Origin of the sequence: Nocardioides pelophilus, assembly GCF_014180685.1 — a bacterium.
GTDB classification, from domain to species: Bacteria; Actinomycetota; Actinomycetes; order Propionibacteriales; family Nocardioidaceae; genus Nocardioides; species Nocardioides pelophilus.
In genome coordinates this window covers 25,076-43,510 of record NZ_JACEHF010000004.1, presented here as the reverse complement: position 1 = coordinate 43,510, position 18,435 = coordinate 25,076, and the positions used below count along the sequence as shown (strand labels likewise).

The 18,435-nt window shown below is 71.0% G+C and carries 17 protein-coding genes; 9 read left to right on the top strand and 8 right to left on the bottom strand.

All coding sequences use genetic code 11. The annotated features are described in order from the left end of the window. Positions 1 to 63: 63 nt before the first annotated feature. The 3 genes from H0488_RS02200 to H0488_RS02190 are packed head-to-tail and all read right to left on the bottom strand — an operon-like array spanning position 64 to position 3,733. Positions 64 to 1,356, bottom strand: coding sequence for a hypothetical protein (locus H0488_RS02200; protein ID WP_183097642.1), 1,293 nt, complete (start codon positions 1,354 to 1,356; stop codon positions 64 to 66). After that, a complete protein-coding gene (gene dxs / locus H0488_RS02195) occupies positions 1,337 to 3,262 on the bottom strand; it encodes a 1-deoxy-D-xylulose-5-phosphate synthase (protein ID WP_183097641.1) in 1,926 nt (641 codons plus the stop codon). Before dxs ends, H0488_RS02200 begins: the two co-directional genes overlap by 20 nt. 18 nt (positions 3,263 to 3,280) lie before the next feature. Further along, positions 3,281 to 3,733: an NUDIX hydrolase gene (locus tag H0488_RS02190; RefSeq protein WP_183097640.1), complete on the bottom strand. Its 453-nt coding sequence runs from the start codon at positions 3,731 to 3,733 to the stop codon at positions 3,281 to 3,283. A 23-nt stretch (positions 3,734 to 3,756) separates the two neighbouring features. Here H0488_RS02190 and H0488_RS02185 point away from each other — a divergent pair, with 23 nt between their 5' ends. Then, entirely contained in the window at positions 3,757 to 4,551 is a 795-nt protein-coding gene (locus tag H0488_RS02185; RefSeq protein ID WP_183097639.1) for a hypothetical protein, read from the top strand. A gap of 23 nt (positions 4,552 to 4,574) precedes the next feature. Here H0488_RS02185 and H0488_RS02180 read toward each other — a convergent pair whose 3' ends face one another. The 4 genes from H0488_RS02180 to H0488_RS02165 all read right to left on the bottom strand — a co-directional run bounded on the left by H0488_RS02180 (position 4,575) and on the right by H0488_RS02165 (position 8,967). Then, positions 4,575 to 4,979, bottom strand: a complete 405-nt coding sequence (locus tag H0488_RS02180; protein ID WP_183097638.1) for a YjbQ family protein — start codon at positions 4,977 to 4,979, stop codon at positions 4,575 to 4,577. Between the two features lie 49 nt (positions 4,980 to 5,028). Continuing rightward, complete coding sequence (locus tag H0488_RS02175; RefSeq protein ID WP_183097637.1) at positions 5,029 to 5,334, bottom strand: thiamine-binding protein; 306 nt, start codon at positions 5,332 to 5,334, stop codon at positions 5,029 to 5,031. A gap of 23 nt (positions 5,335 to 5,357) precedes the next feature. After that, complete coding sequence (locus tag H0488_RS02170; protein ID WP_183097636.1) at positions 5,358 to 6,050, bottom strand: hypothetical protein; 693 nt, start codon at positions 6,048 to 6,050, stop codon at positions 5,358 to 5,360. Positions 6,051 to 6,150: 100 nt separating this feature from the next. Next, positions 6,151 to 8,967, bottom strand: a complete 2,817-nt coding sequence (locus H0488_RS02165; RefSeq protein WP_183097635.1) for an aconitate hydratase — start codon at positions 8,965 to 8,967, stop codon at positions 6,151 to 6,153. Positions 8,968 to 9,220: 253 nt separating this feature from the next. Here H0488_RS02165 and H0488_RS02160 point away from each other — a divergent pair, with 253 nt between their 5' ends. After that, complete coding sequence (locus H0488_RS02160) at positions 9,221 to 9,535, top strand: response regulator transcription factor (protein WP_183097634.1); 315 nt, start codon at positions 9,221 to 9,223, stop codon at positions 9,533 to 9,535. Between the two features lie 9 nt (positions 9,536 to 9,544). Here the strand turns inward: H0488_RS02160 and H0488_RS02155 are convergent, their stop codons facing one another. Next, the gene (locus H0488_RS02155; protein ID WP_183097633.1) at positions 9,545 to 11,431 is read right to left on the bottom strand and encodes an ABC transporter ATP-binding protein; all 1,887 of its coding nucleotides are present in this window, start codon (positions 11,429 to 11,431) and stop codon (positions 9,545 to 9,547) included. Between the two features lie 57 nt (positions 11,432 to 11,488). On the opposite strand from H0488_RS02155, the gene H0488_RS02150 reads away from it, so the two are divergent. The 7 genes from H0488_RS02150 (at position 11,489) to H0488_RS02120 (ending at position 18,420) form a co-directional block, all read left to right on the top strand. After that, positions 11,489 to 12,307: an ABC transporter permease gene (locus H0488_RS02150; RefSeq protein WP_183097632.1), complete on the top strand. Its 819-nt coding sequence runs from the start codon at positions 11,489 to 11,491 to the stop codon at positions 12,305 to 12,307. Further along, a complete protein-coding gene (locus H0488_RS02145) occupies positions 12,300 to 13,121 on the top strand; it encodes an ABC transporter permease (protein WP_183097631.1) in 822 nt (273 codons plus the stop codon). Before H0488_RS02150 ends, H0488_RS02145 begins: the two co-directional genes overlap by 8 nt. Then, positions 13,118 to 14,086 (top strand): ABC transporter ATP-binding protein, encoded by a 969-nt coding sequence (locus H0488_RS02140; RefSeq protein WP_183097630.1) that lies wholly within the window; start codon positions 13,118 to 13,120, stop codon positions 14,084 to 14,086. The genes H0488_RS02145 and H0488_RS02140 overlap by 4 nt, the downstream gene beginning before the upstream one ends. Before the next feature lie 123 nt (positions 14,087 to 14,209). After that, a complete protein-coding gene (locus tag H0488_RS02135; protein ID WP_183097629.1) occupies positions 14,210 to 14,785 on the top strand; it encodes a dihydrofolate reductase family protein in 576 nt (191 codons plus the stop codon). An 883-nt stretch (positions 14,786 to 15,668) separates the two neighbouring features. Further along, positions 15,669 to 16,703: an AfsR/SARP family transcriptional regulator gene (locus H0488_RS02130; protein WP_183097628.1), complete on the top strand. Its 1,035-nt coding sequence runs from the start codon at positions 15,669 to 15,671 to the stop codon at positions 16,701 to 16,703. A gap of 5 nt (positions 16,704 to 16,708) precedes the next feature. After that, positions 16,709 to 17,509 carry a CPBP family intramembrane glutamic endopeptidase gene (locus H0488_RS02125; RefSeq protein ID WP_183097627.1) on the top strand — a complete coding sequence of 267 codons (801 nt, stop codon included), beginning with the start codon at positions 16,709 to 16,711 and terminating at the stop codon, positions 17,507 to 17,509. After that, positions 17,506 to 18,420, top strand: coding sequence for a PhzF family protein (locus H0488_RS02120; RefSeq protein ID WP_183097626.1), 915 nt, complete (start codon positions 17,506 to 17,508; stop codon positions 18,418 to 18,420). Before H0488_RS02125 ends, H0488_RS02120 begins: the two co-directional genes overlap by 4 nt. Positions 18,421 to 18,435 lie beyond the last annotated feature (15 nt).

Sequence of the window (18,435 nt, the reverse complement as noted above, 5' to 3'; positions counted from 1 at the left end):
CCGGTCGGTGCGGGTGGCCTGTGCGGTGGCTGTGCGGTTGGCTGGGCGGTTGGCTGGGCCCGCTCACCCGTAGGTGCGGCGCATCAGGCCGATGCCCGCCTCGACCAGCTCGGAGGTCGTGATCCCCAGCTGCTCGAAGACGACCGACTGCACGTCGGTGCCGCTCGCGAGCCCGTCGACGAGCGCCCACAGGACCGGCTCGCCGTAGGTCGCCGCGACGTACTCGCACACCCACCACGCGACGGCGTACCAGCCCTCGGCGTCGCTGCCGGCGAAGTCGTCGTCGGACGGCACGTCGTTGACGCCGGCCGCGACCAGGTCGAGCGCGCCGGTCTGCAGCCGCCGCTCGGCCGGGGCGATCGGACGCACCGAGACGTACTCGGCGATGCCCTCGGTGAGCCACAGCGGCGCCTCCCGGCCACGGTCGCCGAGCACGACGTGGGTGAGCTCGTGGCGGACCAGCCGGTCGAGGACCTCGCTGCCCTGGTCGAGGACGTGCGGGCTGAGCAGGACCCGGTACGACGCCACCGGCCCGTCGACGTCCGTCGCGTTGCGCGGCACCTGGACGGTTGCGCCGTCCAGGAGGTCGGGGTCGCTCACCGGCAGGCCCTCGAGGTGCTCGAGGAACGCCGGGTCGGCGAGCGTGTAGACGACGACACCGTCCGGCTCGGCGCGGCCGGCGCGGTTGTCGGGGCCGGCGGGGCTGTCGGGGACGATGCCCTTGACCTCGAAGCGGGCCTCCGAGACGGCGCTGATCACGACGTCCGCGTTCGCCACCGTCGTCGCGTCGAAGATGCCCAGCACACCCGGGCCCTCGCGCACCTCGATGTCGCCGAGGTCCCACGGCTGCGGCTGCGGTCCGTGCTCGGCCTCCCAGCCGGCGTCGGTGGTCGAGGAGATCAGGTAGCGACGCTCGTTGCGGGAGGGCGCGAAGCGCCACCGGTCGGAGGTCATGACGGGCGCGGCGTCGTACCCCTGGAGCTCGAGGCGGACCCGGACCACGCCCCAGTAGCCCTCGCCGTCCTGCTCGAGCGAGTCCTCGACCAGGTCGATGCGCACGACCCCGAGCGGCAGCTGGCCGAGGTTGTCGAGGTAGCGCTGCTGCTCGGCGACGAAGCCCCCGTCGCGCGGCGCGAGCGTGCCCTCGAACCGCACCGGGTCCCGCTCGACGATCGCGCGGGCGCGCTGGCGCAGCGTGCGCTGGACAGCGTCGGCGACGTCGGCCTCCGGGTCGTCGGTGCTGACGGGCGGGTCGTCGCCGCCGCAGGCGGCGAGCGTGGTCGCGACGAGAGCGGTCAGCAGCGCGGAGACGATCCGGAGCCGGCTCCCGTGGACGTCAGTGCTTCCTGTCGGCATCGAGGAGCGCCCGGTCGTCCGCCGTGGCTGCGTCGTCGGTGCCGATCCTGGCCATCTCGTGCACGATGTCGAGCGCGATCGACTGCGCCGAGAGTCCGACCCGCTCGAGGATGACGGCCCGCTTGGCGTGGTCCAGGAACTCCTGGGGGATGCCGTGCAGCCGCACCGGGGTGTCGATGCCGGCCGCGGCGAGGGTCTGGAGGAGCACGGCGCCGACGCCGCCGATGACGCCGTTGTCCTCGATCGTCACGACCAGCCGGTGGTGGGAGGCGAGCTCGACCAGCGCCGGGTTGACCGGCTTGACCCAACGCGGGTCGACGACCGTGACGCCGATCCCCTGCGCGGTCAGCCGCTCGGCCACGTCGACCCCGGTGCCGGCCATCGAGCCGACGGCGACGACGAGCACGTCGCGCTCGCCGTCGCGGACGAGCACGTCGAGGCCGTTGACGGTGTCGATCGCCTCGAGATCGGGCGGCGGGGGGCCCTTCGGGAAGCGCACGACCGTCGGGGCGTCCGCGACCTCGACCGCTTCGTCGAGCAGCTCGCGCATCCGGGTGACGTCGCGGGGCGCGGCAAGACGGAGCCCGGGCACGACCTGGAGGATCGACATGTCCCACATGCCGTTGTGGCTGGCGCCGTCGTCACCGGTCACGCCCGAACGGTCGAGCACGAAGGTCACGCCGCACTTGTGGAGCGCGACGTCCATCAGCACCTGGTCGAAGGCCCGGTTGAGGAACGTCGCGTAGACCGCGAAGACCGGGTGCAGGCCGCCGAGCGCCAGCCCGGCGGCCGAGGTCGCGGCGTGCTGCTCGGCGATGCCGACGTCGAAGGTGCGCTCGGGGAAGCGGGTCTGGAACTTGTCGAGACCGACGGGGTGCATCATCGCGGCCGTGATCGCGACGACGTCGGGGCGCCGGCCGCCGATCCGCACGATGTGGTCGGCGAAGTGGTCGGTCCAGATCGGGCCCTTCGGCTTCTCTGCACCGGTCTGCACGTCGAAGGGACCAGGCGCGTGGAACTGGTCGGCCTCGTGCCGCTCGGCCGGGTCGTAGCCGAAGCCCTTGCGCGTGATGGCGTGCACGATCACCGGCCCGCCGAACCTCTTCGCCTGCTGGAGGGCGTGCTCCATGGCCTGGCGGTCGTGACCGTCGACGGGACCGACGTACTTGAGACCGAGGTCCTCGAACAGGCCCTGCGGGGCGAGCGCGTCCTTGAGGCCCTTCTTCACCGCGTGGAGGGCGTCGTACGCCGTGGGGCCGACCGCCGGGACCGCGTTGACGCGCTTCTTGACGAGGTCGAGCACCTGCTCGTAGCGCGGGTTGGTGCGCAGCCCGGTGAGCGCGTTGGCCAGGCCCCCGATCGTCGGCGTGTAGGAGCGGCCGTTGTCGTTGACCACCATCACCAGGCGCGAGTCCTTGGCGATCGCGATGTTGTTGAGGGCCTCCCAGGCCATGCCGCCCGTCAGCGCGCCGTCGCCGATCACGGCCACCACGTGGCGGTCCTCGCCCCGGATGGCGTAGGCCTTCGCGATGCCGTCGGCATAGCTGAGCGCGGTGGAGGCATGGGAGTTCTCGACGATGTCGTGGTCGGACTCGGCCCGGCTCGGGTAGCCGCTCATCCCGCCCTCACGGCGCAGCGTGGCGAACTCCGCGACCCGGCCGGTCACGAGCTTGTGCACGTAGGCCTGGTGGCCGGTGTCGAAGACCACCCGGTCGCGCGGGCTGTCGAAGACCCGGTGGATCGCCAGGGTCAGCTCGACCACGCCCAGGTTGGGCCCGAGGTGACCGGTGTTCGTCGCGACCGTGCGGATCAACAGGTCGCGGATCTCGCTCGCGAGCGTGGCCAGCTCGACGTCGGAGAGGTCACGCAGGTCGCGCGGCGAGGTGATCCGGTCGAGGAGGCCCATGGGTGCGAGTTTAGGCCGTCAGGGGTCGATGGCCCTGATCGCGGGCCCGCGGAGGGTCTGGTAGCGGTCGGAGGCGAGGAACTCGGGCAGGATCCGGGTCGCCGACGCGGTCAGCGGCAGCTCGCTGACCGTCGCGGGGTCGACGAAGACGATCTGGCGCCCCTCCCCCACGACGATGTCCGCGTCGGTGGCGGTGCTGGCGGCCGTGTAGACGAACACGTCGTCGAAGGACTCGTAGGCGGCGTGGTAGATCGAGACCTCCCGCCACAGCTCGAGGGCGGGCGGCTCGACCCGGAGACCGGTCTCCTCCAGCAGCTCGCGGTAGGCCGCGGTCTCCGGCTCCTCGTCGGGGTCGACGTGGCCACCGACGAAGCCCCAGCAGCCCGGGTCGATCACCGGGTGCTCGTCGCGCTCCTGCAGCAGCACCCAGCCCCGCTGGTCGACGAGCAGGATCGAGGCGAAGTGGCGCACGCCGATCACCGTATCCTCCGAGGGTGCTGATGCGACCGGCCGAGCTCGAGGCGATCCGCAGGGGCGAGGTCGACCTCGCCTTCCGACGGTGGGACCGGCCCCGGGTGCGGGTCGGGTCGCGGCTGCGGACCGCGGTCGGACTGGTCGAGGTGGTGAGCGTCGACCGGACGACCGTCGGCGCGCTGCGCGCCGACGACGCCCGCCGCTGCGGCGCTGCGTCCCTGACCGAGCTCAAGGCGGCCCTGGCAGCCAGGGCCGACCGGCCGGTCTACCGCATCGGCCTGAGGTACGCCGGCGCCGACCCGCGGGAGGCGCTGCGCGAGACCGTGCCCGGCCCCGACGAGATCGGGGAGGTCCTCTCCGGCCTGGACCGCCTCGACCGCGCCTCCCCGAGTGAACCCTGGACCCGGGCCACGCTGCGCCTCATCGACGCCCACCCCGAGGTGCGGGCGCCCGACCTCGCCGCTCTGGTCGGCCGGCCGACCCCCGACTTCAAGCGTGACGTCCGCAAGCTCAAGGAGCGAGGGCTGACCGAGTCGCTCGCGATCGGCTACCGCCTGTCACCGCGGGGGCAGGCGGTGCTCGACCACGAGGACGGACCCCGCGAACGCGCCCCCCGCCGGGAGGGCACGCCGCTGCCGCGGACGATCGGCGCGCCGGCGACGGCCGCCCTGCGCCGCGTGGACGTGCACACCCTGGAGGCCGCGAGCCACTGGCGTCGCCGTGACCTCGCGGCCCTGCACGGGGTCGGACCGATCGCGCTCGACCGGATCGAGGCGTCGCTCGCCGAGCTCGGGCTGGCCTACGCGCCCGACTGACCGCGCTCCGGCGTACGCGTCGGTCAGCCCGGGAGGAAGCTCACCCGCACCTCGCGGACTGCGTTGTCGACGTTGAGGTCGACCAGGCAGATGCTCTGCCAGGTGCCGAGCGCGAGCCGGCCGCCGAGCACCGGCACCGAGGCGTACGGCGGGACCAGTGCCGGCATCACGTGCGAGCGACCGTGGCCCGGCGACCCGTGGCGATGCTGCCAGCGGTCGTCCGCGGGGAGCAGGTCCCCGAGGGCAGCCAACAGGTCGTCGTCGCTGCCGGCGCCCGTCTCGATGATCGCGATCCCCGCGGTGGCGTGGGGCACGAACACGTGCAGCAGCCCGTCGCCGCGTCCCGACGCGAAGTCCGCGCACTCGCGGGTGATGTCGAGGACCCGCTCCTCCCCGCCCGTGCGGAAGCCGAGGGTCTCGCTGTCCATGGTCCCTCCGATCAGGCGCTGCGGCCCGGGGCACTGCCGGCGTGGTCGGTCATGCCTCGAGCGCCCGTTCGATCCGCTCCACCTTGGCGGTCAGCTGCCCGGTGTGGCCAGGACGGATGTCGGCCTTGAGGACCAGCCCGACCCGCGGCGACACCGCGGCGACGACGTCGACGGCCCGCTTGACGACGGCCATCACCTCGTCCCACTCCCCCTCGATGTTCGTGAACATCGCATTGGTCTCGTTGGGGAGCCCCGACTCCCGGACCACGCGCACCGCGGCGGCAACGGCCTCGGTCACGCCGCCGGTCTCATCGGCGGCGGCCCCGGACGGCGAGATGCTGAAGGCGACGAGCATGTCGCTCACCGTAGTCGCGCGGGTCAGAAGACGTGGTACTCGCCCTTGCCGATGAAGAACCCGACCTCGGCCGAACGGTCGATGCAGGTCACGCCGAAGGGCTCGATCCCGCAGCTGACGTCGCCGCTGACCACGGCCGCGTCCGGACGGACCACCTCGGCGCCGGGCTCGCGGATGGTGTCGGCGTTGCACACCGGCCGCGGCCTGCCGTTGAAGGTCTCGATCCGGCCGACCCGGTCGGTGGAGTCGGCGCCGCAGACGCGGGGGTCGGTGATGAACCCGTTGCCCAGCTCGCAGGTCGGGCCGATGACCGGGTCGTCGAGCAGGCAGTAGACGTCGTCGCCGGGGGTGACGAACCGAGCCGTGGACACGGTCGTGCCCGCGGTCGCGGCCGCGTTGATCCGGTCGATCGCGTCGGCATACGTCGTGGGACCGCGCGCCTCGTCCGGTGGCGGCGCGGACGTCGGCGGGGCGATGGTCGTCTCCGGCGGTGACGGAGGCGTGCTGGTCTCCGTGGCCGGCGGCTGCGACGACGTACCGGGCGTCGCGGACGCGTCGCTCGACGGCGCGCCGGACGCGGTCGTGGGTGCGCTCGTCGCCGAGGTGGAGGGTCGGGTCGTGATCGTCGGCACGTCGTCCGCGTCGCCGCTGCCCGAGCCGCAGCCGGTCAGCACCGTCAGGGCGATCAGGAGGGCCGCCGTACCGAAGGAGCGCATGGGGCCATCGTTCCAACAGATGCGGGCGATGGCCCGCCACCACACCGGGTGTCGGGCCATCGGCCGATCGGATCAGCTCCGGCGGTTCAGTTCCGGCGGATCAGCTCCGGCGCAGGTTGCGCAGGACGTACTGCATGATGCCGCCGTTGCGGTAGTAGTTGGCCTCACCGGGGGTGTCGATCCGGACCACGGCGTCGAACTCGGTGTCCCCCGCCTTGACCTTCACGGTCCGCGGCGTGGTGCCGTCGTTGAGCTCGGTGATGCCGGTGATCGAGAACGTCTCCTCACCCGTCAGCCCGAGCGACTCGGCCGTCTCACCCTCGGGGAACTGCAGCGGGATGACACCCATGCCGATGAGGTTCGACCGGTGGATCCGCTCGTAGGACTCGGCGATGACCGCCTTGACGCCCAGCAGCGAGGTGCCCTTGGCAGCCCAGTCGCGCGACGAGCCGGAGCCGTACTCCTTGCCGGCCAGCACGACCAGCGGGATGCCGGCGGCCTGGTAGTTGACCGACGCGTCGTAGACCGTGGTCACCGGGCCGTCCGCGACCGTGAAGTCGCGGGTGAAGCCACCCTCGGTGCCGGGCGCGATCTGGTTGCGGAGCCGGATGTTGGCGAAGGTGCCGCGGATCATGACCTCGTGGTTGCCGCGACGCGAGCCGTAGGAGTTGAAGTCGCGCGGCTCGACGCCGTTCTCCGAGAGGTACGTGCCCGCGGGCGAGTCCTTCTTGATCGCACCGGCCGGGCTGATGTGGTCGGTGGTGACCGAGTCGCCGAGCTTGAGCAGCACCCGCGCACCGTCGATGTCGGTGACCGGGGTCGGCTCGGCCGGCATGCCGTCGAAGTAGGGGGGCTTGCGGACGTACGTCGACTCCGGGTCCCACTCGAAGGTCTTGCCCTCGGGCGTCGGCAGCGACTGCCACGCCTCGTCACCCGCGAAGACGTCCTTGTAGCTGTCGTCGAACATCTCGGAGCTGATCGCGGCGGCGATGACCTCCTCGATCTCCGTCGGCGTCGGCCAGATGTCCTTCATGAAGACGTCGTTGCCGTCGCTGTCCTTGCCCAGGGGGTCGTTGAACAGGTCGACGTCCATCGAGCCGGCCAGCGCGTAGGCGACGACGAGCGGCGGCGACGCGAGGTAGTTCATCTTGATGTCCGGGTTGATCCGGCCCTCGAAGTTCCGGTTGCCCGACAGCACGGACACGACCGCAAGGTCGTTGTCGTTGACGGCCTGGCTGACCTCGGGGATCAGCGGGCCGGAGTTGCCGATGCAGGTCGTGCAGCCGTAGCCGACGAGGTTGAAGCCGAGCTTGTCGAGGTAGGGCGTCAGGCCGGACTTCTCGTAGTAGTCCGAGACCACCTTCGAGCCCGGCGCCAGCGTGGTCTTGACCCACGGCTTGCGCTGGAGCCCCTTCTCGACCGCCTTCTTGGCGAGCAGGGCGGCGCCGATCATCACCGAGGGGTTGGACGTGTTGGTGCAGGAGGTGATGGCGGCGATCGTGACCGCGCCGTGGTCGATCTCGAACGACGTGCCGTCGGCCAGGGTGACCTGGGCGGGGTTGCTCGGCCGGCCGATCACGGTGTGGTCCGCCGAGCCGTGGTCGCGCGGAGCGGGAGAGCCGTCGACCTGCGCACCGTTGTGGGACGGGGCGTCCGAAGCCGGGAAGGACTCGGCCACCGCCTCGTCGTACCCCTGCTGGTCGCCGGAGTCGTCGACGTACTCGTCGAGGGCGTCGCGGAAGGCGCCCTTGGCGTCGGACAGCGACACGCGGTCCTGCGGCCGCTTGGGGCCGGCCAGCGACGGCACGACCGTCGCCAGGTCGAGCTCGAGCTTCTCGGAGAACCGGGGCTCCGCGGCGGGGTCGTGCCAGAGGCCCTGCTCCTTGGCGTACGCCTCCACCAGCGCGAGCTGCTCCGCGGAGCGACCCGTGAGCTCGAGGTACTTGATGGTCTCCTCGTCGATCGGGAAGACCGCGATCGTGGAGCCGAACTCGGGGCTCATGTTGCCGATGGTGGCCCGGTTCGCCAGCGGCAGCACCGAGACGCCGGGGCCGTAGAACTCGACGAACTTGCCGACCACGCCGTGCTTGCGGAGCATCTCGGTGATGGTGAGGACCAGGTCGGTCGCGGTGGCGCCCTCGGGCAGGTCGCCGCTCAGCTTGAAGCCGACCACCCGCGGGATCAGCATCGACACGGGCTGGCCGAGCATCGCGGCCTCGGCCTCGATGCCGCCGACGCCCCAGCCGACCACGCCGATGCCGTTGACCATCGTGGTGTGGGAGTCGGTGCCGACGCAGGTGTCCGGGTAGGCCTGGAGAACGCCATCGACCTCACGGGTGAAGGTGACCCGCGCCAGGTGCTCGATGTTGACCTGGTGGACGATGCCGGTGCCCGGCGGGACGACCTTGAAGTCGGAGAACGCGGTCTGGCCCCACCGCAGGAACTGGTAGCGCTCGCGGTTGCGCTCGTACTCGATCTCGACGTTGCGCCCGAACGCCTCGGGGGTGCCGAAGACGTCGGCGATCACCGAGTGGTCGATGACCATCTCGGCGGGAGCCAGCGGGTTGATCTTGGTCGCGTCGCCGCCCAGGTCGGCCATCGCCTCGCGCATGGTGGCGAGGTCGACCACGCACGGCACGCCGGTGAAGTCCTGCATGATCACCCGGGCGGGGGTGAACTGGATCTCCTTGTCGGGCTGCGCGTCGGCGTCCCAGCCGGCGAGCGCCTTGATGTCGTCGGCCGTGATGTCGGCGCCGTCCTCGGTGCGGAGCAGGTTCTCGAGGAGCACCTTGAGGGAGAACGGCAGCGATGCCTGGTCCAGACCCTCCCCGGTCACCGCATCGAGACGGAAGATCTCATACGCCTTCCCGTCCACGTCCAGGGTGCTCTTGGCGCCGAAGCTGTCCTTGCTGGCCATCCGCGTCTCCGTCCTCGTCGACATCTGTGGGTCGGGGTAGGGCTGCCGTCACATCCTGCCGCCGCGAGCGGGCGGGCGGATAGTGAGGCTGCCCTAAGTTCCGGGACACCCAGGAACCCCTATCTCTTGATATCAAGATACACGAGGTCGAGTGGATTCTCCACACGATCGACCGTGCGAGCGCGTCTCACATCGGTATCACGTTCCCCCGGGTCGGGTGCGCGCGCCGAAGGCCTTCCCTAGCCTCGCCAGAATGAGCGAACCGCAGTACACCTCCTCGGCGGCCGCGCCCCGCCACCTCCAGGTGGTGCGGCACTCGCCCGACGCGCCCCAGCCGGCCCCACCGCTGCCGACGTACCCCTGGACGGCACGGCTCTCCAGCCGGGAGGGCGACGTCCTCCGCCTCCTCGCCGAGGGCCAGTCGACGGTCGAGATCGCGCACACCCTGTTCATCTCCCCCGCCACCGTGAAGTGCCACGTCGCCCGGCTGATCGCCAAGGTCGGCGTGCGCGACCGCGTCCAGCTCGTCATCGCGGCCTACCGCAGCGGGTTCGTCCGGGTCGACTGAGGCTCCGCCTCAGGCCGGCGCCGACACCCCACCGCCGGTCTCCGCGAACTGGGTGCGGTAGAGCTCCTCGTAGCGACCACCGGCCACCAGCAGCTCCGCGTGGGTGCCCTGCTCGACGATCTGCCCGTCCTCGACCACCAGGATGCGGTCCGCGGTGCGGATCGTCGAGAGCCGGTGGGCGATGACGAGCGCCGTCCGGCCGGCGAGCACCTCGGAGAGAGCCGCCTGCACCGCCGCCTCGGAGGTGGAGTCCAGCGACGCCGTCGCCTCGTCGAGGACGACCACCCGCGGCCGCTTCAGCAGCAGCCGGGCGATGGTCAACCGCTGCCGCTCGCCGCCGGAGAGCCGGTAGCCCCGCTCGCCCACGACCGTGGCGAGCCCGTCGGGCAGCGACCGCACCAGGTCGGCGAGGCGGGCCCGCTCCAGCGCGTCCCACACCTCCTCCTCCGTCGCATCAGGCCGCGCGAACAGGAGGTTGCCGCGGATCGAGTCGTGGAACAGGTGCCCGTCCTGGGTCACCATTCCGACCGCGTCGCGGATCGCCGCGGCGGACAGGTCCCGCACGTCCACGCCGGCGAGCCGTACGGCGCCCGCGTCGACGTCGTAGAGCCGGGACACGAGCTGCGCGATCGTGGACTTCCCGGCACCGGAGGAGCCGACCAGCGCGATCACCTGGCCGGGCTCCGCCCGCAGGCTCACCCCGTGCAGGACCTCCTCGCCGCCACGCGCGTCGAGCGTCGCCACGTCCTCCAGGGACGCGAGCGAGACGCGATCGGCGGACGGGTAGGAGAAGCGCACGTCGTCGAGCTGTACGGACACCGGTCCCTCGGGCACGTCCCGGGCGCCAGGCCGGTCGTGGATCAGCGGCTCGAGGTCGAGCACCTCGAAGACCCGCTCGAAGCTCACCAGGGCGGCCATCACCTCGACCCGGGCGCTGGCGAGGGCCGTGAGCGGGGCGTAGAGCCGGGCCAGCAGCAGCGACAGGGCGACGACGTCACCGGCGTCGAGACCGCCGGTCAGGGCGTAGTAGCCGCCGAGACCGTAGACCAGGGCCACCGCGAGGGAGGACACCACGGTGAGGGCGGTCACGAAGGTCGTCTGCACCATGGCGATCCGGACCCCGATCTGCGCCACCCGCCGCGCCCGGGCCGCGAACTCGGCGGACTCCTGGTCCGGCCGGCCGAACAGCTTGACCAGGGTCGCGCCGGGCGCGGAGAAGCGCTCGGTCATCTGGTTGCCCATGGCGGCGTTGTGGTCGGCCGCCTCGCGCTGGATGCCGGCGAGGCGGTTGCCCATCCGGCGCGCGGGGAGGACGAAGACGGGGAGCAGCACCAGCGCCAGCAGCGTGACCCGCCAGGAGATGCCGAGCATCACCACCAGCGTGAGGACGAGCATCACGAAGTTCCCGACCACCCCCGACAGCGTGCTGCTGAACGCCCGCTGGGCACCGATGACGTCGTTGTTGAGACGACTGACCAGGGCACCGGTCCGGGTCCGGGTGAAGAAGGCGACAGGCATCCGCTGCACGTGGTCGAACACGGCCGTCCGCAGGTCGAGGATCAGTCCCTCACCGATCCCCGCCGAGAGCCACCGCGTGACCAGGCCCATCGCCGCGTCCAGCACCGCGACGCCGGCGATCACCAGCGCCAGCACCACCACGACCCGCGGCTCGGAACCATCGACGATCGCGTCGACGACCCGGCCGGCCAGCACCGGCGTCGCCACCGCGAGCGCGGCGCCCGCCACGCTGAGGACGAGGAAGCCGATCAGCTTGCGGCGGTGCGGCCGCGCGAACTCCAGGATCCGGCGAGCGGTCGCGGCGCTGAAGGCACGCCGCTCGTCCGGCGCGCTCATCCGCCGGTACATCTGGTTCCACGCGATCGACTCCATGCTCATGCGCATGACCCTAGGACTTGAAGTCGACTTGAAGGCAAGCCTAGGTTGCTGTCCCTCATGCGTGCTGTGCCATCAGGGGTCCGGGTCTACTGGCGCATCCTCGTCGCCGGCTTCCGCCGGCAGTCCGCCTATCTCCTCGCGGCGTTCGGCGGCCTGGTCGCCAACACCACCTTCGGCCTGCTCAAGGTGGCGATCCTGTTCGCGACCGTCCGCGCCGCCGGCGGCGAGCTGGAGGGGTACGACGTCGCGCTGATGAGCACCTACATCTGGGTCTCGCAGGGGCTGCTCGGGTCCGTCAACCTCTTCGGCCGGATCGACATCGCCGACCGGATCAAGGACGGCGACGTCGCCGTGGACTTCCTCCGTCCGCTCGACGTGCAGGCGGCCGCGATCACGACCGAGGTCGGCAAGTCGCTCTTCAACCTGATCCCGCGCGGCATCCCGTCGGTGCTCATCGGCGGCCTCGTCGTGGGCATGGCGCTGCCCGACAACCCCGTGGCCTACCTCCTCGGCGCCGCGAGCATCGTGCTCGGCATCGCGATCTCGGCGGCGACGGTCTACCTGGTCGTCGCGGCGCCCGGCTTCTGGCTGGTCGAGACCCGCGGCCTCCAGATCCTCTACATGGTGGTCTCGGGCTTCCTGGCCGGCCTGTTCGTCCCGATCTGGATCTTCCCGCGCTGGCTGGAGATCGTCGCCCAGGCGACGCCGTTCCCGTCGATGATGATGTATCCCGTCGACATCATCTCCGGCCGCGTCGACAGCGGGCAGGGGCTGCTGCTGATCGCGGTGCAGGTCGGGTGGCTGGTCGGCGTCGGCGCTCTCGGCCAGGTCCTCACCCGGGCCGGCCGCCGCCACCTGGAGGTGCAGGGTGGCTGAGCCGCTGACCCTCCGCGCGCGCCTTCGGCCCTACCGTGCGGTGCTCGCGTCCCGCGCCCGGTCGCAGCGCGCCTACCGGGCGAGCTTCGGCCTCGACCTGGCCAGCTCGGCGCTGGTCGGGGTGATCGAGCTCGCGGAGATCTGGGTGCTGTTCCACAGCGTGACCGAGCTCGGCGGCCTCGACTTCGCCCAGATCCTGCTGGTGTTCGGCCTGGCCGACCTCTGCTTCTCCCTCGCCGACATGACGTTCGGGCACTGCGACAACCTGCCGACGTACCTCCGCGCGGGCACGCTCGACGTCTTCTACCTCCGGCCCCAGCCGCTGCTCCTGCAGCTCGTCACCAGCGACATCTCGCTGCGCCGGCTCGCCCGCGCCGGCGTCGGCGCGGTCGCGCTGGCGTTCGGGCTGGCCCTCAACGACATCGCCTGGAGCCCGGCGCACGTGCTGCTGCTGGCGGTCGCGATCGTGAGCGGCTACGTGATGTTCGCCGGGATGTTCGTCTGGGCAGGCGGCGCCCAGTTCTTCCTCGTCGACGGCGCCGAGACGACCAACGCGTTCGTGTACGGCGGCCGCTACGCGGCGACGCAGCCCGCCTCGGTGTGGAACCGACCGTTGTGGGCGGTCTTCGGGTTCTTCTTCCCGATGGCGTTCACCGGGTTCCTCCCGGCACTCTGGCTGCTCGGGATCGCGCCGCCGTACGGGCTGCCCGACTGGCTCGGCTGGTGCGCGCCGCTCGCGGCAGCATGGACCTGGCTGCTGGCGCTCATCAGCTGGCGGTGGGGCGTCCGGCACTACCAAGGAGGCGGCGGATGACCACCACCGATGCAGGCCCGATCATCGAGACCAACGGGCTGACCCGGGAGTTCCGGATCCGGGAGGGAGCACGAAGGCGAACGCTCGTCGCCGTCGACGACCTCACGCTCCGGATCGAGCCCGGCGAGGCGGTGGGCTACATCGGCGCGAACGGCGCCGGGAAGTCGACGACCATCAAGATGCTCACCGGGATCCTGGTGCCGAGCCGGGGCGAGGTGACCACCTGCGGCCTGCGCCCGGTGCAGGACCGCCGGCGGCTGGCCCGCCAGGTGGGCGTGGTCTTCGGGCAGCGGTCGCAGCTGTGGTGGGACCTCCCGGTGCGCGAGTCGTTCCGGATCCTCGCCGCGATCCACGACCTGTCGGCGACCGCGGAGCGCGACCGCACCGACGAGCTGGTCGAGCGGCTCGAGATGGGCGAGTTCCTGGCGACACCGGTGCGGCAGCTCTCCCTCGGTCAGCGGATGCGGGCCGAGATGGCCGCCGCGTTGCTCCACTCCCCGCGGCTGGTGATCCTCGACGAGCCGACCATCGGTCTCGACGTGCTGTCCAAGCAGCGGCTCCGCGAGTTCCTGGTGGCCGAGCGCCGCACCCACGGCACCACGCTGCTGCTCACCACCCACGACATGGGCGACGTCGAGCGGCTCTGCGACCGGATCCTCGTCATCGACCGCGGCCGGCTCGCCTACGACGGTGACCTCCCCGGCCTGTCCCGGACCGTCGGAGCCGAGCGGGTGCTCGTCGTCGACCTGGCCGAGGCGGTCGCCGACCTGACCGGCATCACCGGCACCCGCCACCTCGCCTCCGAGGGCCACGGGCTCCGCCAGCGGCTCGCCTTCGACGCCGAGACGACCACCGCCGCCCGGGTCCTCGCCGCCGTCTCCGAACGGGCGGAGGTCCTGGACCTCACGGTCGAGGAGCCCGACATCGAGGACGTCGTACGCCGGATCTACGCCGCGCGCCGCTGAGCTTCGTACCTGACCTACCGGTCGCGTCCGGCAGCTTTTCCGACATCGACGTCAGGTGCGTGTCGGATCCGCGGCACCCCGTTCGTGGTGAGTTAAATGCAACCCGACCAAGGAGATCCTGAGATGCGCACCCTGTACGTCACCGAGTTCATCACCCTCGACGGCGTCATCGACTCGCCCGGCGGCAACGAGGGCCACCCCCACGCCGGCTGGTCGTTCAAGGACGTCGAGTTCCTGCCCGAGGTCTACGAGATGAAGGGCCAGGAGCAGGAGGAGGCCGGCGCGCTGATGCTCGGCCGGGTCAGCTACGACCTGTTCGCACCGGTGTGGCCGTCGATGACCGAGGAGTTCCCGAAGTACAACGCGATGCCCAAGTACGTCGTCTCCTCCTCGCTCCAGGAGGACGACCTGGTCGACAACTGGGGCGAGATCACGATCCTCCGGACCATGGACGACGTCGCCCGGCTCAAGGAGACCGAGGGCGGCCCGATCTCCGTGCACGCCAGCGCCCGGCTCGCCCAGTCGCTCGCCGCTGCCGGCCTCGTCGACCGCTACCACCTGCTGGTCTTCCCGGTCGTCCTCGGCTCGGGCAAGCGGCTGTTCTCCGACTCCTCCCCCGACAAGCAGAAGCTGAGCCTCGCCGAGAGCCAGTCCTACGCCAACGGCGTCCAGAAGCTCGTCTACGACGTGGTGCGCTGACCGGACCCTGCCGGCTCCAGCAGCGCGACGCACTCGACGTGGTGCGTCATCGGGAAGGCACCGATGATCCTGAGCGTGAGCGCGATCCTTTGCGGTCGGTTGCGCGCAGGAGGTGGAACCAGCCTCTGACCTGCGGCGATGCCGTCCTCGGAGACTGCGGGCGGCGGAGCGGTGTTGCGGGCCTTTGCGAATCAAAGTGAGCCCATTCCGAGCCCTCCTGTGAGCAGGCTCAGACGGTCACAAACCAATGCAGCCACGCCCTGGCACCGCACTACGGAGACCACTCGGCGCCAGGTCGGGCTCTACTACGACATGTAGTCACTTGTGCAGGTAGAGCTCGAACGCACCGTTCGACAGCGAGGGCTCCGGCTTAGCCGGGGCCCTCGTCGCTTTCGATCTCAACGCGGTCAAACACGAACCTCGCAGACCACTTGCCACTCCCCGAACGCCGTTGCCGAAGACACCGCTAGTGCCGAGCAGTGGGCAGTCGCCGAGTGCCTCGGGTCCTGAGTCGATCCCTTGGCTTGTTGGCCGACTGCTCGATGCACACACACTGCGCGAGACCCGAGACTGGCTCTCGGCGACCGCGAGGATGGCGTCCGTCGCCGTGGACCATTCCGGTTAGCTCAGTTGCTCGGCTCCGTAGACAGCAACGACGCCCGGAGCCGTTGGTTTAGGTTCGACCCCCTGAAGCTCTACAAAACCGCAGGTCAGGCGCCCACCAGCGCCACCCGTGGTACGGATGCCGGACCGCAGACGACGCGCACGCGCGGGGCCCGCACTTGAGGTGAAAGACCCGAGACAGGTTTTGGACAGACCCTGAGGAGAGGGTCGATCCACCAGGCCGTTCCGCCGAGGACGGCCGCCCCGGCAGGAGAACCTGATGCCTGACATGCGTACCACCGCGCCTGGACGTCATCTCGCCAGCTGCGCCACCGAGGACGTCGATGCCGCCGCCGTGACCATCGACCTGCTCGGACCGCTCCGGGTCCGCGCCGGCGGCCACGAGCTCAACCTCACCAGCCGTCGACAGCGCACCCTGATGGCGCTCTTCGCCGTGCACGCCAACACCGTGCTGCCGGCTGACCAGCTTGCCGACCAGCTGTGGGACGGCCATCCCCCGCCAGGCGCCCTGGTGACGCTGCGTTCCTACGTCTTCCACCTGCGCAAACGGCTCGCAGAGCACCCGACCGCCTCGGCCAGGCTCATCACGACGAGCTCGGGCTACGGCCTGGAGGTGGAGGACGACGCCCTCGACGTCGTGCGCTTCCGCCGCCTGATCTCCTCGGGCTTCTCGCACATGCGGGCCGGCCGCCCCGAGGAGTCAGCGCTCGCCTACGGGGCGGCGCTCCAGCTCTGGCGCGGGCAGCCCGTGATCGAGCTGGCCGCACACGACGTCGCCACAGCGCTGATCGCCGAGCTCACTGAGCTGCGGACCTCCGCTCGCGAAGGTCTGCTGCGCGCGATGGTCGAGACCGGTCGGCACGAGGAGGCCGTCCCCCTGTTGGAGGCGCTGGTGCGTGACGAACCGCTGCGCGAACCCCCCTACGAGCTGCTGATGCTCGCGCTGCACCGGGGCGGGCGCTCGGCCGAGGCACTCGACGTGCACCGACGGTGCCGGGCCCTCCTCAGGGACCAGCTCGGCATCGACCCCGGTCCGGGACTGGACCAGCTGGTCGGTTCGATCCTGAACCACGAACCCCACCTGGACCTCACACCGCCGAGTCCACTCGCCGGCCTCGCAGTCACGGAGTCGTCCCTGGCGTCCCTGATCGACACGCTTCAGCAACTGACCCTGCACGCCACGATCCTGATCGAGTCGCTGACCCGACGCGATCTCGTGCTCGGCCCCACCTCGCTGACAGGCAGAGCCCCAACGGCAGACCAACCGAGACCCAAGGTGGCACGAACAGCATGAGACACATGAAGCGCACAGCATCCGTCGCCGCTCGGGAGGCCGACGACCTCGCTCTCCTGAAGGCGTTCGTCGCCATCGCCCTTCCCGTCGGCTGGGTGCTCCTGTCCATCCCCTTGTTCGTCGACGTCCCCGTCGAGCCGTTCGTCCTCGGCACCCTGGTTCTCGGCCTGGTCCTGCCGACGGTCCTCCTGGTGAGGCGCGACCCCGGAGCGGATGGCCGCCAGCTCTTCCGCGACTGCTTCCGCCTCCCCCGGCCCCGGATCCTGCTGATCCCGGCACTGCTGCTCATCCCGGCCGGCACCTGGCTGGCGGCTCGAGCCTTCGACCAGCAGGCCGGCCTCGACGTGGGGTTCGTCGTCTCGCTCGCGCTGGGGAACGTGGCTGCCTCCCTGCTGATCGTGAATCTCTGGGAGGAGATGGTCTGGGCCGGCTTCGTGCAGCGGCGGACCATGGCGCGATGGGGATACCTGCGCGGAAGCCTCGCCACGGCGGTCCTGTTCGTGGGCATCCACCTCCCGCTCGCCTTCTACGACATCGACGATGCTGCTGACCTGGGCGAGAACCTCGCCGGGCTCTTGGTCGCCGGGGTCGGGCTCCGGCTCCTCCTCGGCGCCTTCGACACGTGGGGCAGGCGCTCCATCCTGACGCTTGCACTGCTGCACGCCACCTTCAACGCGTCGGGCGAGCTGCTCGACGCCGACTACGACTGGATCCGCTACCTGGTCACCCTCGCCTTCGGCCTCCTCGCTCTCGTGGCGATGAAGAACCGGGACAGCGCGCACCTGAACGAGAGGAACGAACGATGACCGCACACGTGCTGCACTACAGCGCCTTCACGCACCAAGGACGTGGGGGGAACCCGGCGGGCGTCGTCCTAAACGCCCACGGGCTCACCGACGCCGAGATGCTTCGGATCGCCCAGGTCGTCGGGTACTCGGAGACCGCCTTCCTGTTCCCCGAGGACTCCCCCGCCGACCCCCGGCCCGGCGACGGGCGCGCCCCCACGAGCGGGATCCAGGCGGCACGGATCAGGTACTTCAGCCCGTTGGCCGAGGTCGCGTTCTGCGGCCACGCGACCGTCGCATCCGCTGCTGCCGTGGCCGACAGGCACGGTCCCGGAGAGCTCCATCTCTCCACGCACGTGGGACCGGTGGTCATCAGCACCTGGACGGCCGGCGGGCACACGGGCGCGACGCTGACCTCGCCCCCCGCCAGCAGCCGCCCCGCCACCCCCGCCGAGCTGGAGCCCGCCCTGGACGCCTTCGGGTGGACCGTCGAGGACCTCGACCCGCGGTTCCCTGCGCAGGTCGGTTTCGCTGGGAACCACCACCTCATGCTGGGGGTCGGCTCGCGAGACACGCTGGCCGCCATGACCTACGACTACCCGGCACTCGCCCGACTGATGGACGTCGCGTCATGGACGACGGTGAACGTGTTCTGGGCAGAATCCGATGTCGTCTTCCACGCGCGCAACCCCTTCCCACCGGGCGGCGTCGTGGAGGACCCGGCGACCGGGGCTGCTGCCGCAGCATTCGGCGGGTACCTGCGCCAGATCGGCCACAGCCGACCCCCCGCCACGCTCACCATCCACCAGGGGCACGACCTCGGCACACCGAGTGAGCTGACGGTCGAGCTGCGGCCTGGTCAGGACGGCGTCGCTGTGAGCGGCGAGGCGACCGAGATGCCGAGCGACGACGACGCCCGCAGGGTCCTGTGACCACCCTCCACCAGA

Coding starts and splice junctions, on each gene's coding strand:
- H0488_RS02200 (WP_183097642.1), bottom strand. CDS start 1,356: ATGCCGACAGGAAGCACTGACGTCCACGGGAGCCGGCTCCGGATCGTC.
- dxs (WP_183097641.1), bottom strand. CDS start 3,262: ATGGGCCTCCTCGACCGGATCACCTCGCCGCGCGACCTGCGTGACCTC.
- H0488_RS02180 (WP_183097638.1), bottom strand. CDS start 4,979: ATGGACAGCGAGACCCTCGGCTTCCGCACGGGCGGGGAGGAGCGGGTC.
- H0488_RS02175 (WP_183097637.1), bottom strand. CDS start 5,334: ATGCTCGTCGCCTTCAGCATCTCGCCGTCCGGGGCCGCCGCCGATGAG.
- H0488_RS02170 (WP_183097636.1), bottom strand. CDS start 6,050: ATGCGCTCCTTCGGTACGGCGGCCCTCCTGATCGCCCTGACGGTGCTG.
- H0488_RS02165 (WP_183097635.1), bottom strand. CDS start 8,967: ATGGCCAGCAAGGACAGCTTCGGCGCCAAGAGCACCCTGGACGTGGAC.
- H0488_RS02160 (WP_183097634.1), top strand. CDS start 9,221: ATGAGCGAACCGCAGTACACCTCCTCGGCGGCCGCGCCCCGCCACCTC.
- H0488_RS02155 (WP_183097633.1), bottom strand. CDS start 11,431: ATGAGCATGGAGTCGATCGCGTGGAACCAGATGTACCGGCGGATGAGC.
- H0488_RS02150 (WP_183097632.1), top strand. CDS start 11,489: ATGCGTGCTGTGCCATCAGGGGTCCGGGTCTACTGGCGCATCCTCGTC.
- H0488_RS02140 (WP_183097630.1), top strand. CDS start 13,118: ATGACCACCACCGATGCAGGCCCGATCATCGAGACCAACGGGCTGACC.
- H0488_RS02135 (WP_183097629.1), top strand. CDS start 14,210: ATGCGCACCCTGTACGTCACCGAGTTCATCACCCTCGACGGCGTCATC.
- H0488_RS02130 (WP_183097628.1), top strand. CDS start 15,669: ATGCCTGACATGCGTACCACCGCGCCTGGACGTCATCTCGCCAGCTGC.
- H0488_RS02125 (WP_183097627.1), top strand. CDS start 16,709: ATGAAGCGCACAGCATCCGTCGCCGCTCGGGAGGCCGACGACCTCGCT.
- H0488_RS02120 (WP_183097626.1), top strand. CDS start 17,506: ATGACCGCACACGTGCTGCACTACAGCGCCTTCACGCACCAAGGACGT.